This is a genomic window from Roseimaritima multifibrata (assembly GCF_007741495.1).
Taxonomy (GTDB): Bacteria; Planctomycetota; Planctomycetia; order Pirellulales; family Pirellulaceae; genus Roseimaritima; species Roseimaritima multifibrata.
In genome coordinates this window covers 2,659,007-2,676,491 of the sequence record NZ_CP036262.1, presented here as the reverse complement: position 1 = coordinate 2,676,491, position 17,485 = coordinate 2,659,007, and the positions used below count along the sequence as shown (strand labels likewise).

At 54.5% G+C, this 17,485-nt stretch carries 11 protein-coding genes; 9 read left to right on the top strand and 2 right to left on the bottom strand.

Annotated features, from left to right (window positions below; genetic code table 11):
* The first annotated feature begins 530 nt into the window (after positions 1 to 530).
* From secA to FF011L_RS09795, 6 genes are all read left to right on the top strand, one after another.
* Positions 531 to 4,223: a preprotein translocase subunit SecA gene (secA, locus tag FF011L_RS09820; RefSeq protein WP_145351513.1), complete on the top strand. Its 3,693-nt coding sequence runs from the start codon at positions 531 to 533 to the stop codon at positions 4,221 to 4,223.
* A gap of 239 nt (positions 4,224 to 4,462) precedes the next feature.
* On the top strand, positions 4,463 to 5,764 hold the full coding sequence (locus tag FF011L_RS09815; protein ID WP_145351512.1) for a 3-deoxy-D-manno-octulosonic acid transferase: 1,302 nt from the start codon (positions 4,463 to 4,465) through the stop codon (positions 5,762 to 5,764).
* 370 nt (positions 5,765 to 6,134) lie between these two features.
* On the top strand, positions 6,135 to 7,715 hold the full coding sequence (gene lysS / locus FF011L_RS09810) for a lysine--tRNA ligase (protein ID WP_145351511.1): 1,581 nt from the start codon (positions 6,135 to 6,137) through the stop codon (positions 7,713 to 7,715).
* A gap of 41 nt (positions 7,716 to 7,756) precedes the next feature.
* Positions 7,757 to 9,046, top strand: a complete 1,290-nt coding sequence (locus FF011L_RS26800; RefSeq protein WP_145351510.1) for a methionine-R-sulfoxide reductase — start codon at positions 7,757 to 7,759, stop codon at positions 9,044 to 9,046.
* Between the two features lie 9 nt (positions 9,047 to 9,055).
* A complete protein-coding gene (gene tdh / locus FF011L_RS09800; RefSeq protein ID WP_145351509.1) occupies positions 9,056 to 10,081 on the top strand; it encodes an L-threonine 3-dehydrogenase in 1,026 nt (341 codons plus the stop codon).
* A 25-nt stretch (positions 10,082 to 10,106) separates the two neighbouring features.
* Positions 10,107 to 11,285: a glycine C-acetyltransferase gene (locus tag FF011L_RS09795; protein WP_145351508.1), complete on the top strand. Its 1,179-nt coding sequence runs from the start codon at positions 10,107 to 10,109 to the stop codon at positions 11,283 to 11,285.
* 302 nt (positions 11,286 to 11,587) lie between these two features.
* On the opposite strand, the gene tsaB is transcribed toward FF011L_RS09795, so the two are convergent.
* Positions 11,588 to 12,283 (bottom strand): tRNA (adenosine(37)-N6)-threonylcarbamoyltransferase complex dimerization subunit type 1 TsaB, encoded by a 696-nt coding sequence (gene tsaB, locus FF011L_RS09790; RefSeq protein WP_145351507.1) that lies wholly within the window; start codon positions 12,281 to 12,283, stop codon positions 11,588 to 11,590.
* 140 nt (positions 12,284 to 12,423) lie between these two features.
* On the opposite strand from tsaB, the gene FF011L_RS09785 reads away from it, so the two are divergent.
* Positions 12,424 to 13,182 carry a metallophosphoesterase family protein gene (locus FF011L_RS09785; RefSeq protein ID WP_145355180.1) on the top strand — a complete coding sequence of 253 codons (759 nt, stop codon included), beginning with the start codon at positions 12,424 to 12,426 and terminating at the stop codon, positions 13,180 to 13,182.
* 5 nt (positions 13,183 to 13,187) lie between these two features.
* Positions 13,188 to 13,946, top strand: coding sequence for a metallophosphoesterase family protein (locus FF011L_RS09780; protein ID WP_145351506.1), 759 nt, complete (start codon positions 13,188 to 13,190; stop codon positions 13,944 to 13,946).
* A 153-nt stretch (positions 13,947 to 14,099) separates the two neighbouring features.
* On the opposite strand, the gene pheA is transcribed toward FF011L_RS09780, so the two are convergent.
* Complete coding sequence (pheA, locus tag FF011L_RS09775) at positions 14,100 to 15,182, bottom strand: prephenate dehydratase (RefSeq protein WP_145351505.1); 1,083 nt, start codon at positions 15,180 to 15,182, stop codon at positions 14,100 to 14,102.
* Between the two features lie 322 nt (positions 15,183 to 15,504).
* Here pheA and dnaK point away from each other — a divergent pair, with 322 nt between their 5' ends.
* Positions 15,505 to 17,436: a molecular chaperone DnaK gene (gene dnaK / locus FF011L_RS09770; RefSeq protein WP_145351504.1), complete on the top strand. Its 1,932-nt coding sequence runs from the start codon at positions 15,505 to 15,507 to the stop codon at positions 17,434 to 17,436.
* Positions 17,437 to 17,485: the final 49 nt, after the last annotated feature.

Sequence of the window (17,485 nt, the reverse complement as noted above, 5' to 3'; positions counted from 1 at the left end):
CCCATGTTAGCTCTCGCGAGCACTACAGATTTAACCGAAACTCGAATGTTTCCGCTAGACGAGCGTTCTTGGCGATGTTGGTGGAACCGGCTTCGCATCACAACCATTTGAGAATACGGAACGGCAGCCAACCCTAAAACCTGACAGTCCACCCAAATCACCTATCGCACGCCATTTTTGCAATTCCGCGTTAGAAGCCTGGTGCGGAACTAGGGTTTCATTGGTTTCGCAGCCGATTCCCCCTTGTTTTACGGGACACGGACGGATCACGGTTGACCCACTTTGCCCAAAGGCGTAACTTTAACGATGGAATTATCTCGCGCATTGGTAACAGCCTTCAACTGTCGTTGAAGGCGGCGTGGAAGAGTAAGAATCCGTAGCAAATCTCTGCCTTTTCGTTGCGCAAGGAAGCCTAGGTGGCCAGAGGGAAGTCCCCTCACCACGTGGATTTCATGCTGGCAACGCCCCAGCGTTCTTTGTCGGTAATTTTATATCGGCGTCCGTTGGTAAAGGCACAACAGGTGTGATCGATGAGTGCACTGGAACGAATCTGGGAGATCCTCGGCGTGGTCTTTGGGGGCCTGCTTGGATCGGTGGAGCGAGGGATTACCGCCATTTTTGGTTCGAGTAATGCTCGTCAAATCAATCGTTATTCCGAACAAGTTGAACGTATCAACGCGTTGGAAGACAAATATGCGGCCTTTACCGATGAGCAGCTTCGTGAACAAACCGAGCGTTTTCGGCAACGACTTCGCGACGGGGAAACGCTTGACGACTTGCTAGAGGATGCCTTTGCGGTTTGCCGCGAAGGGGGCAAACGCTTCCTTTCCATGCGTCATTACGACGTCCAACTGATCGGCGGCATGGTACTGCATGGTGGTGGGATCGGAGAAATGATTACCGGGGAAGGTAAAACCCTGGTCGCCACCCTGCCCGCTTACCTGAACGCTCTGGAGGCCAAAGGGGTTCACGTCATCACGGTCAATGACTACTTGGCTAGACGTGACATGGAGTGGATGGCACCGCTGTATATGAACCTGGGCCTGACGGTCGGGAACATCCAAAGCGGGATGAGCATCACCGAGAAGCAAGAGGCCTACTCCTGCGATATCACCTACGGGACCAACAACGAATTCGGATTCGATTACCTGCGGGACAACATGCGTCCGGCGGCTCGTAACGATAGTCGATTCCCGGTCGAACATCAGCAGAGCCAAGGGCCGCTGAACTACGCCATTATTGACGAAGTCGATAATATTCTGATCGACGAAGCGAGAACCCCGCTGATCATCAGCGGCCCTGCCGACCAAGACTTGGCAAAATATGCCGAAGCCGATCGCGTCGCACAGCAATTGCGCAAAGAAGAACACTTTGCCGTCGACGAAAAACAGCACAATGTGACCCTGACCGACGAAGGGATTCGCGAAGCGGAAAAACTGGCCGGCGTAGAAAGTTTCTACACCGCTGGCAACATGCAGTGGCCGCATCTGATCGACAACGCCCTCAAGGCTCGGTATCTGTACAAACTGGACGTCAATTATGTCGTCAAAGATAAACAGATCATCATCGTCGACGAATTCACCGGACGCTTGATGGAAGGTCGCCAGTGGTCCGATGGACTGCACCAAGCGGTCGAAGCCAAAGAAGGGGTGCCGATCAAGCAGGAAACACAAACCTTCGCCACCGTCACGCTGCAGAACTTCTTCAAGCTCTATCGCAAACTGTCCGGAATGACCGGAACGGCGATGACCGAGGCAAACGAGTTCTGGAAAATTTATGGGCTGGACGTTGTCGCCATCCCACCTCACCGCCCTCTTGAACGGATCGAACACCCCGACGTCATTTACATGACCGAAAAGGATAAGTTCAAAGCGCTTGCCGAAGACATCGAACGGACCAGCAAGTGGGACGTTCTGGTGCTGAAAGACGGCAACGAAATCTGGGGTGAAATCGATTCCGAAGATGACAACCAAATCTCGATTTTGCCTAAGGGAAAAAAGACCAAAGAGCAAATCGATCGATCGAAAGTGGTTTCCATCGAACACGCCAAACGACCAGTCCTGGTCGGTACCGTCTCGATCGAAAAAAGTGAAAAACTAAGCCACCTGCTCGAGCAGCGTGGAATCAAGCATCAGGTCCTGAACGCTAAACAACACGGCCGTGAAGCCGAAATTGTGGCTCAGGCTGGACGCTTAGGAGCTGTCACGATCGCTACGAACATGGCCGGTCGTGGTACCGACATTATTTTGGGTGGGAATCCCGAAACGATGGCCTGGTCGCAACTCCAGCACAAGTATCCGACGCGACTAGAGGTTCCGGACGAAGAATGGAAGCAATTGGTCGAAGAGATCGATGCCCGCGAAAACATGTCTCCTGAAGGGGAAATTGTTCGTAACATCGGTGGCCTGTCGGTGATGGGAACCGAGCGGCATGACTCCCGCCGAATCGACCTCCAGCTTCGCGGTCGTTGCGGACGCCAAGGGGACCCTGGTTCCAGCCGATTCTATCTGTCGTTGGAAGACGATTTGATGCGAATCTTCGCCGGTGACTTTGTCAAAAGCGTGTTCGAACGCCTGGGCATCGACGAAGGCGAAGCGATCGAATCCAAATTGGTGACTCGCCGAATCGAAGCGGCTCAGAAGAAGGTCGAAGAACGGAACTTTGAGATTCGAAAAAGCCTGCTGGAATATGACGAAGTCATGGACGAGCAGCGCAAGCGGGTCTACGGCTATCGCCAGAACATCCTGGATGGCCACAGCTGCCGCAAAATGCTGCTCGCACAAATTCGGCAACAGATCGAAAAGCACGTCGATGAAATCCTGGACGAAGATTACGGTTCAACCTCCTACGCCAACTGGGCAGGAGCTCAACTGAACTGTGTGTTGGAACCCAAGGACTTCCGCGGGCTCGATCCACAAACGGCGGATCAATACAGCCGGGAACAGGCCGAACGCGCAGCGGAAGCGGCGATCAACGAGGCATTGGAAGAAAACCTGCCTCGTGAAATGCAAGAATCCGAATGGAACTGGCAAGCGTTGGCGACCTGGGCGAACAAACGGTTCGGCACCAATTATCGCGATCACGATCTAAAGAATATGGAGCGTCCTGACCTGGTCGATCAACTGGTCCAGAACGCCTACGAAGCGATTGCCAAGGTTGACCTAAGCGAAGGCGAACCGTTCCTGGAAAGCGATTTTGGACTGCGACAGCTTTGCAGTTGGATCCGCTTCAAATTCGGGATCGAAGCGACTCCGGATGAACTGAAAGGGATTGAAGAACTTTCCGACGTTCAACAACTGCTGTTCGAACGCGCGGAGAAAGCCTACGCCACCAAAGAGGCTGAATACCCCATCCTGACCGGGCTCTCGACGTTTACCTACAAAGAAGGAAACTCGGTCATCCTTGACCGCGAGAAATTGGTCGCCTGGATCAAAGGACGCTTCGGCGTCGATGTCGACGTCAACGATCTGGAGATGAACCGCGAGAACCTGAAGAACCAGTTAATGGTTCACAGTATGCAGGACAACAAGGAATCGCAGGCCAAATACGAAGAAGCTCGCGGAAAGATCGAAGCCCTGTTTGGCGATGCCGACGAAGATACCAACGCGGTCCTTGCCGCCGGGGATCAGAAACTTCGTGAACTTGGCGAATGGCTTGCCAAAGAATTGAATTTCAATCCTCCGCCAGAAGATCTTGGCCGGATGAACAAGCAAGCCCTGTTGCTGGCAGCCGAGGGTGCCGTCGATGATCGCTTCTATCCCGAAATGCGAAAAATGGAACGGCAGGTTCTGCTGTCCATGGTTGACGGAGCCTGGAAAGATCACCTACTGGCGATGGACCATCTGCGAAGCAGCGTGCAGCTGAAAAGCTACGCCCAACTGGACCCCAAGGTCGAGTACAAACGCGAAGGGATGCGGATGTTTGAAGACATGTGGAGTTCGATCGGTGAACGAACCACCGACCTGATCTTCCGCATGGAATCCTTCAATGAAGACTTCATTCGAAGCACGTGGGTGAATGCGAACGCACACCAACCCGAAGTCACGACGGCGAATCTGTCCGAAAAAGAACAGACGCAGCAGCAGGCCGCGGACAATAGCGGGGACACCCCTCGCAAACCGGATCCGGTCCGCAACACGGAACCTCGAGTCGGACGCAACGACCCATGCCCATGCGGTAGCGGGAAAAAGTACAAAGCCTGCTGCATGCGAAAGATGGTCTAGCCGGCACGCCGGGTATTCCCGGAATACCCAACGCGTAAACGACAGCCGCTTGAACCAGAAGCAGCGTAATTTTGTAGCCTTTCGCTCCGCGAAAGTAGCTGCAAGAGGGCGTTCTTTCGCACGTCCCGAGCGAACGGCGACAAACACTAAACCGACCGCTCGGTGCATGCGGCGGGTTTCCTCATTCCCATGGAATGGCGGCCTAAAGATGAGGTCCACACGGACGTGAAAGAGCTTCGATGCTGCTAAACATTCTGTACAGCATGCTGCTAATAGCGGTTTCACCGCTGCTGCTCTATCGCGTCTGCCGGTACGGAAAATACCGACACGGCTGGCCCGCCAAACTTTGGGGAGCGACCGGCCTTCCTCCCAGTGAACGGCGTCGATTGTGGCTGCACGCAGTAAGCGTCGGCGAAATCAATCTACTGCGTGGATTGGTTCAGAAAATCGAAGCACGCCACCCCGACCTGCCAATTGTTGTCAGTTCGACCACCGCGACCGGATTTGAACTCGCTAAGCAACATTTCGGTAAAGACCGCGTCTTCTACTGCCCGCTCGACTTCACCTGGGCGGTCCGTCGTGCGATCCGCGAAGTGAATCCTTCCAAACTGGTCCTGGCGGAACTAGAAATCTGGCCAAACCTGATCGCGATCGCAACCTCTCCCCCCAACCACATTCCGGTGGTGGTAATCAATGGGCGGCTAAGCCGGAACAGTTTCCGCGGATACCGTCGATTCCTGCGGTGGGTCCAGCCCACCTTTCGCCGCCTTACGATGGTCGCCTGCCAAGACGATGCCTACGCGGAACGCTTTCGAGAACTTGGCACCGCTCCGGAATCGGTTGTCGTCACCGGGTCGATCAAATTCGACGACGCTCCGACCGACCGAGAGACCGCGGCGGCAAAACGATGCATCGAAATGGCTGGGCTGAAAACGTCTCACCAGGTTTGGGTTGCCGGCAGTTTGCAGGGCGGAGAGGAAGCGATCATCCTGCGCGCCTTCAAACGACTGCAAGCGAACCTTCCCGAACTAAGATTGCTGATCGTTCCCCGCCACCCCGAGAATTTTGACAACACGGAACGAGCGATCCAAAATGCGGGACTGCAATGCCGACGAAGAAGCCAAGCCCACCCCATTGCCGAGGAACTAAAATCGGATCAGGTCTTCTTGGTCGACACCATCGGCGAACTGAAAGACTGGTGGGCGACCGCAGATATTGCGTTTGTCGGAGGCAGTTTCGGTAACCGAGGTGGGCAGAACATGCTGGAACCTGCTGGCTACGGAGCGGCCGTCTGTTTCGGTCCCAACACCAAAAACTTTCGTGACATCGTCTCTCACTTACTGAGCGGCAAAGGAGCCGAAGTGGTTCAAGACGAAGAAGCGTTGGTCAATTTTATCCAGCGAATGGCAACCGATCCCGAAACCGCGACCCGTATGGGGAATGCCGCGAAAAAAGTGGTCCAACAGCATCTGGGAGCCACCGAAAAGACTCTGCAACTGCTAAACCTAGACCAACGAAATGTCCAAGCCCTCCACCTGTAGCGGGCTGTCGCTCTTACCGGAAGCGGAGAAAGAATGTCGTTTGTCGTCTTTCGTTCCGCGAAAGCATGCTGTCCTGTAAACGTTCTTTCGCGGAACGAAAAGCGACAATCCCTAAATCGACTGCCCGTTAACAAGGGGTTCGACTTTCTGCGCGCTAGACCAACGAAAAGCAAACGCGACCTAGACTGCTCGCCACGATGGCTCCAATCCCCCCCATCTCCCCTTTTATCAACCGCCGGCGGGTGCCGGACCGCACGTTTTGCTCGGTACGAGGGTAGGCGATTCGATATTTCGCTTTACAATCGACCCCCTCAAGGTAGGCGAACGATCGCCGACCCCTCCCTTCCCTTTTTGGACGAAGAGTCAGCTCGTGGCACCTCAGGACCGACCCGAAGAAGAATCCGCAGAAGACTTGTCGGACCCCCGTGTCGCACGCCGGTCGAAACTGCGACGTATCACCGAACTAGGAATCGACCCTTGGGGGGGGCGATTTGACGATCGACTATTCATCGGAGACGTTCAGAACCGCTCTGGCGAAGTCCTCTTCCGTAACGCCGACGGAAAGGAAATAGCGCTCCCCGATTTTGATTCGGGCGAAGTTGACTACCGCCAGTGGAAAGCCGACAACGGCCCCGGCGAAGAGATCGGACCCAAGGTTCGCGTCGCCGGACGTATCATGCTCAGCCGTCCCACCGGCAAGCTAGTCTTCATGAACATCAAAGACTGGACTGGCGACATCCAGATTTTCATCGGCAAGAAACAGGTCGGCGAAGAGAACTTTGAACTTGCCAAACTGTTTGACCTTGGGGACTTGGTCGGCGTCGACGGACGGCTGGGAAGAACGAACACCGGCGAACTAACGGTCTTCGCCGAATCGCTTCATTTCCAAGCAAAAATGCTGGATCCACCACCAGACAAGCATGCCGGCCTGAACGATCCGGATCGCAAACAACGGATGCGATATGCCGACCTGGCGTTCAATGAGGGGGTCATGGAAACCTTCCTTGACCGGACGCGGATCGTCAAATCGATTCGTCAAACCCTCGACGATCAACGCTTTTGCGAAGTCGAAGGACCGACGCTCCATAGCATCGCCGGCGGTGCGGCAGCTCGACCATTCATGACGCATCACAACGCCCTGGACATGAAATTGTTCATGCGTATCGCGCTGGAGCTGCACCTAAAGCGGCTGATGGTTGGCGGGATCGAACGGGTTTACGAACTGGGACGTGTCTACCGCAACGAAGGGATCAGCGTCCGCCACAACCCTGAATTCACGATGTTGGAAGTCTATCAGGCGTATGGTGATTACGGTTCCATGATGGACCTGACCGAGCAAGTGATCTGCAACGCCATCGAGACTCTCGATGGGGAACTCAAGCGGCCGTTCGGCGACAAAGTCCTTGATTTCACTCCTCCATTCGAGCGTCGTAGTTATGCCGATCTGTTCCAGGAACATGCCGGCGTCGACCCTGCCGACGAGGGAGCGGTCGCTGATTTGGCTAGAAAACTAGGTTTTGAGACCGAGGGAAAACACCCCGACGTGATCAAAAACGAGGTTTTCGAAGAGAAAGTCGAAGATGCCTTAGAAGGGCCGATCTTCGTAATCGACTACCCGGCCAGCATTTGCCCGCTGACCAAGCGAAAAAAAGGCCATCCCGATATCGCCGAACGATTTGAGCTATTTATTTCGGGCATGGAGTTAGCCAACGCTTATACTGAACTAAATGATCCTGATTTGCAGGAACAGCTGTTTAAGACTCAGTTGGCAGGAATGGACGAGGAAGATTCGATGGCCCACATGGACCATGACTTCATTCGTGCCCTACGCCATGGGATGCCGCCGGCTGGCGGCCTGGGGATTGGGATTGACCGGCTGGTCATGCTACTTACAAACCAGAAATCGATTCGTGATGTCATCCTGTTTCCGGCACTTCGCCCGGAACAATAATGGCCATCGCCGAACGCATTACTTTTAGGAAAGGTGTTTTGATGTTGCGATCCATCGTTTGCTGTGCTGCCGCAGGGGTGTTCCTATTTGTCACCGCCTGCAACGCACAGCCTCCTGCGACACTTTCAGCGGCCGATACTTCCGCAAGTGATTCTAAAGAGAAAGCTTCAGGGGAGTGGGTTTCTCTCTTCAACGGGAAAGACCTCACCGGCTGGACTCCGAAAATTCGCTTCCACAAAACGGGCGAGAACTTCGCCAATACTTTCCGAGTGGAAGATGGCTTGCTGAAGGTCCGCTACGATGGCTACGACCAATTCGACGAAACCTTCGGGCACCTGTTCTACGAAACGCCTTATTCGCATTACCGTTTTCGCGTTGAGTACCGCTTTGTCGGCGATCAGTGCCCCGGCGGTCCTGGTTGGGCACTCCGAAACAGTGGCGTGATGATTCATGGCGAATCCCCTGACACGATGGCGGTTGATCAAGACTTCCCCGCTTCGATCGAGGTTCAATTGCTCGGTGGCGACGGCACGCGGTACCGGACCACAAGCAACCTCTGCACGCCGGGCACCAATGTCGAAATGGATGGAAAACTGATCCAGGCACATTGCACCAGCTCGAAATCAAAAACCTACCACGGCGAACAGTGGGTCACCGCCGAGATCGAAGTTCGCGGCAATGAGGTGATCACTCACATCCTGAATGGCAAACCTGTCCTGGAATACAACAAACCGCAATACGACCCGCGTGACGCCCATGCAAAAGAACTGGCAACCGCTGCAGGCGGGCTGATGCTCTCTGGGGGAACCATTTCACTGCAATCCGAAAGCCATCCTTGCGACTTTCGCAAAGTGGAAATCATGGTGCTTGATTCAGAACCCAAACACGCCCATAAGATCATGAACAAAAAAATCGTTGCCAAAGAGTACAACCCGCTAACCCCACAAGAAGCGTTTGTGCTGCTGAAGAAAGGGACCGAACGCCCTGGAATCGGCGAATACACGAACCTGAAAGAAGCGGGAACCTACGTCTGCCGCCGCTGCAACGCACCGCTGTATCACAGCACAGACAAATTCGAAAGTCATTGTGGCTGGCCCAGCTTTGATGACGAAATCGAAGGCGCCGTTCGCCAACTGCCGGACGCTGATGGAAGAAGAACCGAGATCGTTTGCGAAAACTGCAACGGTCACCTAGGACATGTCTTCCTTGGCGAACGCTACACGGAAAAAAACACCCGTCACTGCGTCAATTCGATTTCGATGACCTTCGTCCCTAAAGGCGAAGAGCTTCCTCCGATGATCGTGGTTGATCAAGACGCAAAGAAGGAATAGGCAAGCCGAATGAAGGCCCTGATTAAGAAACGCGCTGAACCCGGTTTGTGGATGGAGGACGTCCCCGAACCGGAAGTTGGCATCAATGACGTTTTGATCAAAGTAGAGCGAACGGGAATCTGCGGAACCGACGTCCATATCTATCAATGGGACGACTGGGCTGCCAAAACGGTCCCCGTTCCAATGGTCGTGGGCCACGAATTCGTAGGAACCATCGTCGAAGTCGGATCCAATGTGACCGATTTCCATCCCGGCGAATTGGTCAGCGGCGAAGGGCACGTCGTCTGTGGACGCTGCCGGAACTGCTTGGCAGGAAGACGGCACCTGTGTGCCGATACCGCGGGGATTGGGGTCAATCGTCCGGGTGCGTTTGCGGAATTCATTTCGCTGCCGATGACCAACGTTTGGCACCATGATCCGAAAGTCGATCGAGACGTCGCGGCGATCTTCGATCCTTTCGGAAACGCCGTGCATACGGCCCTCTCGTTTGATCTGCTGGGTGAAGATGTCCTGATCACCGGGGCGGGACCGATCGGCTGTATCGCAGCGGCAGTCGTCCGCCATGCGGGAGCTCGAGCGGTGGTCGTCACGGACGTGAACCCCTGGCGTTTGAACCTAGCTTCCAAGCTTGGGGCAACCCGAATCGTCGACGTCCGCAGCGAATCGCTGGCGGATGTTCAAAAAGAACTCGGGATGCGAGAAGGGTTTGACGTGGGCCTGGAAATGTCGGGCAACCCCAGTGCTTTTAACGACATGATTACCAACATGTGCCATGGCGGCAAAATTGCGATGCTGGGGATCCCCTCCGCTCCGATGGCAATCGACTGGAACTTGGTCGTCTTTAATATGCTGACCATCAAAGGTATCTACGGTCGCGAAATGTACGAGACTTGGTACAAAATGACTGTGATGCTTCAAGGCGGCCTCGATCTGGCCCCGGTGATCACCCATCGTTTCGACGCGGGGGATTTCGAAGCAGGTTTTCAAGTCATGATGTCGGGCCAGTCGGGAAAAGTGATCCTAAACTGGAGCTGACGTAACTCCAGTCGAGGTAGAATCGATGAACGATTCGTTTCAAAAACAATTGGTCGACCAAGTGGCGACCATTCGGGATGCTGGCACTTTCAAGACCGAACGGATCATTGAATCCCCCCAAGCCGCACACATTCGTGTCGACGAAGGCAGAGAAGTCCTCAACCTGTGTGCCAACAACTATCTCGGCCTAGCTCAACATCCCGAGATCATCGAAGCCGCTCACCAAGGCCTCCGAGACTGGGGATATGGGCTCGCCTCGGTTCGCTTCATCTGTGGAACGCAGGCCGTTCACCGGCAACTGGAAGAACGCCTAAGCGAGTTCCTCGGCACCGAAGATACGATCCTTTACACCTCGTGCTTTGACGCGAATGGCGGGTTGTTCGAAACCTTGCTGACCGCAGAAGACGCGGTGATCTCCGACGAGCTAAACCACGCCTCCATCATCGATGGTATCCGATTATGCAAAGCGCAGCGGTATCGCTATCGCAACAACAATCTGGAAGACTTGGAACAGAAACTGAAAGAGGCATCCGGGGCGCGAAACCGTTTGATCGCGACCGACGGTGTGTTCTCGATGGATGGCTTCATCGCGAATCTGCCAGGAATCTGTGACCTTGCCGAGAAATACGATGCCCTGGTGATGGTGGACGATTCCCACTCTGTAGGCTTCATGGGGAAACATGGCAAAGGGACTCATGAGCACCACAATGTCATGGACCGGGTCGATATTTTGACCGGTACGTTGGGCAAAGCCTTGGGAGGCGCCAGCGGTGGTTACACGAGCGGGAAGAAGGAGATTATCGATATCCTCCGTCAGCGTTCGCGTCCCTACCTGTTCTCTAATTCCGTCGCGCCGCCGATCGTGGCCGCGTCGATCAAAGCCCTTGATTTGATCAGCCATTCGACCGACCTCCGAGACAAACTGGAATCGAACACCAAATTTTTCCGAGCCGGAATGTCGAAACTTGGCTTCGACCTGCTTCCCGGCGAACATCCAATCGTCCCAGTGATGTTAGGGGACGCCGCCCTGGCCGCACGATTTGCCGATGCCATGTTAGCCGAAGGGGTTTACGTGATCGGGTTTTCCTACCCGGTCGTCCCTCAAGGCAAGGCAAGGATCCGAACACAGATTTCGGCCGCACATACAGAGGCCGATCTGCAATTCGCAATCGACTGTTTCGCCAAAGTGAAATCGCAGTTGTAAATCGACTGCAGGGCCGGATGCGTCCGAACGTGGTGAATAGACTTGTCGAATACGAGCACGAAGCGCAAGCGAGTATTCAGGACCGGCCTGTCGATTAGGATTAAGAGCGCGAGCGAGTATTCAGGACCGTCACGCTTGCGATTAAATTGGCCCCGCGTCAGCTAGTCGCTTATTCACTCGCTTGCGCTTCGTGCTTGTATTTGCTTGTGCGTTGTGCGAGCGGAAATTGCGTCTACGGGCGTTCTTTCGCAGAACGAATGGCGACACTCTTCCTCCGAAAAGCCAGGCTTCTTTCCTTCGACCTAGGAGGTGGAAGGTAAGCTCTTTTCTTCGGCGGCGCTGGGGCGGAGGTACCTTGGCATTAAGGCGAGCGGTTCGACAAAATGGCCTTTGTCAGCCTGAATCGCCCCAAGCAGACCGACCGTTTGAGCTTGGGGGTGCCAATATTGGGGATCCACCAAAAATATTTTGGAAGAAATTTTCAATTCTTTCAGCCCAGCCGCATCTCCCCCAAGCCCCCAGTGGTGGGGCAATCGTTCGACAAAATGGCTCCATGCGGTCCCTTCCATCACCGTCGTTTCAGCGATGTCGGGCTGGTTCCGGTCGAGTGTACGAGTGAAGATTTGACCGCGATAAGCCTTCATGCCAATCTGCAAAAATTCGATCTCAGGACTTGCGTCAAGGCACTGCTGTCCGATGACGGCCAAGGTGTCGACGGCCGTTAGTTTGCAATTTACTGCATAAGCAAGCGTTTTCGCTGCTGTGACTCCGATCCGCAGCCCTGTAAACGACCCCGGCCCATCGGTCACACTAATCAGATCCAACTGTCCGCCCGCGTCACGGACAACGCACAGAAGCGCGTCCATTGCCACACTTAGGCTGGCCGCCGTCCGTTCGGTCGCAGGCAGTTCGATTTGCCGATCGAGCTGCCCATCCGCGAATAGTGCAATCGACCCAACCCGTGCACTCGTTTCGATCGCCAGCTGCCAACAGGTCATTTCTTCATCTCTTTGCGTCCGGGGGATTGCTGTGAAAAATTGCTTACCCCTACAATCTCCTTTGCCAGCGTTAGACTGGGAAGTCCTTGTGGTGAGGGCTGTTGCGACTCACGAACCCGATATTGGAGGGGATGACCAGCGTGAAGCGGGCCTTAATCAGCGATATTCACGGAAACCTTGAAGCCCTTCAAGCGGTGCTGGCGGATATCAAGGAACAAAACGTAGATGAAATCTACTGTCTAGGTGACATCATTGGCTATGGGCCAAACCCTTGCGAGTGCTTGGATTTGGTCATGAAGAATTGTCAGGTGACGATTCTTGGAAACCATGATCAAGCCGCATTGTTCGATCCGGAGGGATTCAATCCTGTCGCACTACAAGCAATCTACTGGACGCGAGATCAACTCGACCGCGGCCCCGGTTCAAGCGACGTAGTGAATGGACGCTGGGATTTCCTTGGTGAACTGCCGACTTTCAAGTCGGACGGTGAATTCATGTACGTTCACGGTTCGCCCCGTGATCCGACCAATGAATACGTCTTTCCTGAATATGTCTACGATCAACGGAAACTGGAAATCCTGTTTGGAAAGGTCGAACGCTACTGCTTTATGGGGCACACCCATCTGCCAGGCGTCTTCACCTCCCACGCGGAATTCCTGACCCCCGAAGACTGCAACTACGAATTCCCCCTTGGGGATGAAAAGATACTGGTGAACGTCGGCAGTGTCGGACAGCCGCGGGACGATAATCCGCTTAGCTGCTACACGATCGTAAACACCATCGATCGCATGATTCGCTTCCGGCGAATTCCCTACGATTTCAACATTACGGCCGACAAGATCTACAACGAAATCGATCTGCCGAATCAGTTGGGTGATCGCATTAAACAAGGACGGTAGCCAACGTGTCTCGACGTGCCATCATCAGTGATATCCATGGGAACCTAGCCGCCCTCGAAGCGGTCCTGGCCGATATCGAAACCCAGCAAGTCGATGGAATTGTTTGCTTGGGAGATACCGTGGGATATGGTCCCGAGCCCTGTGCTTGTATCGACCATGCAATGAAATTCGATTTCTCAATCCTCGGCAACCACGACAACAGTGCGTTGTTTGACCCCGAGGGTTTCAATGCCGCGGCAGAGAAAGCGATCTTCTGGACTCGATCTCAAATGGAATGTGGCCCCGATGGCCCGGAACCATCGCGGCGACGAATGGAATTCCTGCTGGAACTTCCTCGAGTTGTTCGCGAAGGGAACCTGCTGTTCGTGCATGGTTCACCGCGGGGACCGACCACCGAATACGTCTTTCCCGAGGACGCCAACAACCCTCGCAAGATGGAAAAACTGTTCGCCCTAGTCCCGCAGATCTGCTTCCAAGGACACACCCATGTTCCGGGGGTTTTTTCGTCCGACATGCGATTTGTACGCAGCCAAGATCTCCCCGAAACCGGGTTCACTTTCTCGCCTTCCCAGAAGGCGATGGTCAACGTCGGCAGCGTCGGTCAACCACGCGACCATGATCCGCGCAGCTGCTACGTGATCTTTGATGGAGACACCGTGCAGTTCCGCCGCATCGAATACGATATCGAGCGAACGGTCCAAGCGATCGAAAACGAACCGCAACTGGATAACTACCTTGGTTATCGGCTACGCGACGGTCACTGAGCAGGCGAGGTTCCTGTGCGGATGACGTTCCTGTGCAGGCGACGCTACTGTGCGGATGACGTTCCTGTGCAGGCGACGTTACTGTGCGGGCGACGGCGAAGGCCGCAGACCACCCGTAACGCCGGACGATCTCTAAACCGCTGGTGCTGACGACTACGAGATCGTTCCGACGGGATACGATCCCAGCACATCCAAGCGAAGCGACTGCTGCTTGAGCGCTGACACCGCGTCGCGCATCTTGGGTTCATCGCGATGCCCCTCGGCTTCGACGAAGAAGAAGTACTCTGCCTTCTGCCCTGGGATAGGGAACGATTCGATCCAAGTCAGATTGAGGTCTCGATCACGGAAGATCCCCATCGCATCGGCTAACGCTCCCGGTTTATGCGTTACCTGAAAGAGCATCGTCGTTTTATCACGACCTGTCGGAGCGGGGGTTGCGGTTCCCAGGATCGCAAAACGCGTCACATTGTTCCGGTTGTCCTCGATCTTGGAATCGACCACCTGCAAACCGTATTGCCGAGCGGCTTCGGCACTGGCAACGGCCGCGACGCCCGGCTGTTCGCTCGCCATCCGAGCCGCTTCAGTGGTGCTGGCAACCGCCGACAGTTCCGCCTGGGGAAGGTGCCTGGCAAGCCACTGCCGGCACTGCGAGAGCGCCTGAGGCTTACTGCAGACCTTAACAATCGTTTCCCGCCCTCCCAAGCAGAGCAGGTTGTGGTGGATCGGCAGCAAGACTTCACCGCAAATCCCCAGGCGATGTTTAACAAGCATCCCCAGCGTATCAACGATCCGTCCGTCGGTGCTGTTTTCGATCGGGACAACGCCAGCGTGACAATCACCGCACGCTACCGCTTCAAAGACCGCTTCGATGGTATCGACAGGTGCAAGCGGTGCGGCGTCTCCAAAAAATTTGGTGGTCGCCAAATAGCTGTAACTGAACTTTGGTCCCAGATAAGCGACTCGAGAATTCACGTCCGGGTGCTTGCAAAGACTTGCGGTATGCCTCAGCCAAGCGGCAATCGATTCTTCCTCCAATCCGGCAGGGAGCTCCGTTTCCCCTAAAATCGTGGGGAAAAATGCATTGGACGCTCCCATCCATTCGATTGCCGTCCCCGAACAGGACTGAGCCAACTGCCATCGCTTCAACAACAGCTGAAGCAATTGCCGGTCTAAATCTTGTAATGGTTCCAAGTTAACAAGCTCGGATTCCGAGGCGGCTTTCTCTGGTGCTGTCATAATGGCAAATGGGCCCAAGTCAGGGGAGGGAGAGAAAATCCAATCTGGCACATTATGGCAGGCCGGATCCTCGGCAAATCATTATTTGGCATTTTGTTTTTACTGCAACCCGTTATCCGCAAAAGACTTACAACCAAAGGCAGTCGACACGGCAGTGCAAATGGCACGGATGTTGCCTTTCCATCCCCTCAAGAACCTTCAATCAAGAGGCACGAGACTGGGAACGGATAGTCCGGCCACCCTTCGAATTGCTGGTGCACGTCACATTACAACCTACCGCCGAACGACAGCTAACTACACGGTACAAATAGGAGAATAAGCTATGGCACAAGGTGAAAAGATCATCGGAATCGACTTGGGCACCACCAACAGCGTTGTTGCTGTCATGGAGGGAAGTGAGCCCAAAGTGATTCCCAACTCCGAAGGCAACCGCTTGACCCCAAGTGTGGTCGCGTTCACAGACAACGCAGACACCATTGTCGGTGAGCCAGCACGACGCCAAGCAGTGACCAATCCAACTCGAACCGTTTATAGCGTGAAACGATTCATCGGTCGCCGTCACAGCGAAGTCGAATCCGAAGAAAAGATGGTTCCTTATGGAATCACCGGCGGCGCTGGCGATTACGTCAAAATCAAAGTGGGCGACAAGGAACACACCCCGCAGGAAATTTCTGCGAAGGTCCTTCGCAAACTGAAAGAGTCGGCCGAGGCCTACTTGGGACACAAGGTCAGCAAAGCCGTTATCACGGTCCCTGCTTACTTCAATGACAGCCAACGACAAGCGACCAAAGATGCGGGTCAGATCGCTGGACTGGAAGTAGCTCGAATCATCAACGAACCAACCGCAGCCGCTTTGGCTTACGGGTTGGACAAAAAGAAAGACGAAAAGATCATCGTCTTTGACCTTGGTGGCGGAACCTTCGACGTTTCGGTCCTTGAAGTTGCCGATAGTGGCGACGAAGAATCAAGCAGCCGAGTCTTCCAGGTTGTCAGCACCTCGGGCGACACTCACCTCGGTGGTGACGACTTCGACGAAGCTTTGATCAACCACGTCGCCGACCAATTCCAAACCGAAAGTGGCGTCGACCTTCGCAAAGACCCAATGGCGCTACAGCGTCTGCAGGAAGCATGCGAAAAAGCGAAGAAAGAACTAAGCACGCTGCCGCAAACCGATATCAATCTTCCCTTCATCACGATGGACGCTTCAGGGCAACCAAAGCACCTGACAACGTCAGTCACCCGTGCGAAGTTCGAAGAACTGATCGACAGTTTGGTCCAACGCTGCAAGAAACCACTGCTTCAGGCTCTGGAAGATGCAGGGATGAAGCCAAGCGAAATCGATGAAATCGTGTTGGTTGGTGGTAGTACCCGCGTCCCTAAAGTTCGCGAAATCGTCAAAGAGATCTTTAAGAAAGAACCTCACCAAGGGGTTAACCCGGACGAAGTCGTTGCCATTGGTGCCGCGATCCAGGGAAGTGTTCTTGCTGGCGACCGAACCGACGTCCTGCTACTCGATGTCACGCCACTGACGCTTGGTATCGAAACCGAGGGTGGAGTGATGACCGCGTTGGTAGAACGCAACACAACCGTCCCTGTCGAAAAGAAGAATGTCTTCAGCACCGCTGCAGATAACCAAGCGGCGGTCACGGTTCGCGTTTTCCAAGGTGAGCGGAAAATGGCAAACGCTAACCGCCTGCTTGGAGAGTTCAACCTGGACGGGATCCCACCAGCGCCGCGGGGGACTCCGCAAATCGAAGTCAGTTTTGACATCGACCAAAACGGTATCCTGAACGTCAAAGCGAAGGAACTGGGTTCCGGCAAAGAGGCTTCGGTCACGATGAACGAAGCGGCTGGATTGGACGAATCTGAAATTGAACAGATGCGGAAAGACGCTGAATCGAATGCCGATGAAGACAAACGGCAATTCGAACTGGCGGAAGCTCGCAACAAAGCCAGCAACATGAGCTATCAGTTGGAAAAACTGATGAAAGACAACGACGAGAAATTGTCGGATGACGACAAAGCTCCGCTGGAACAAGCGATCGAAAAGGTCAAGAAAGCCGCCGATGGAGAAGACGTTGCCGTGATTAAACAGGCAACGGACGAACTTGAAGCCGCTTCCCAAGCTTTCAGCAAGGTCCTGTACGAAAAGGGTGCAGCCGATTCGGCAAGCCCTGCAGGCGATGCTGGAGGAGCTCCTGCTGCGGACGCGGACGACGATGCAATCGACGCCGAGTTCGAAGTGAAAGACTAACAACCTTTAAATTTTTGCAAACGCAAACGTTCGCAAAGAGTGCTCGAAT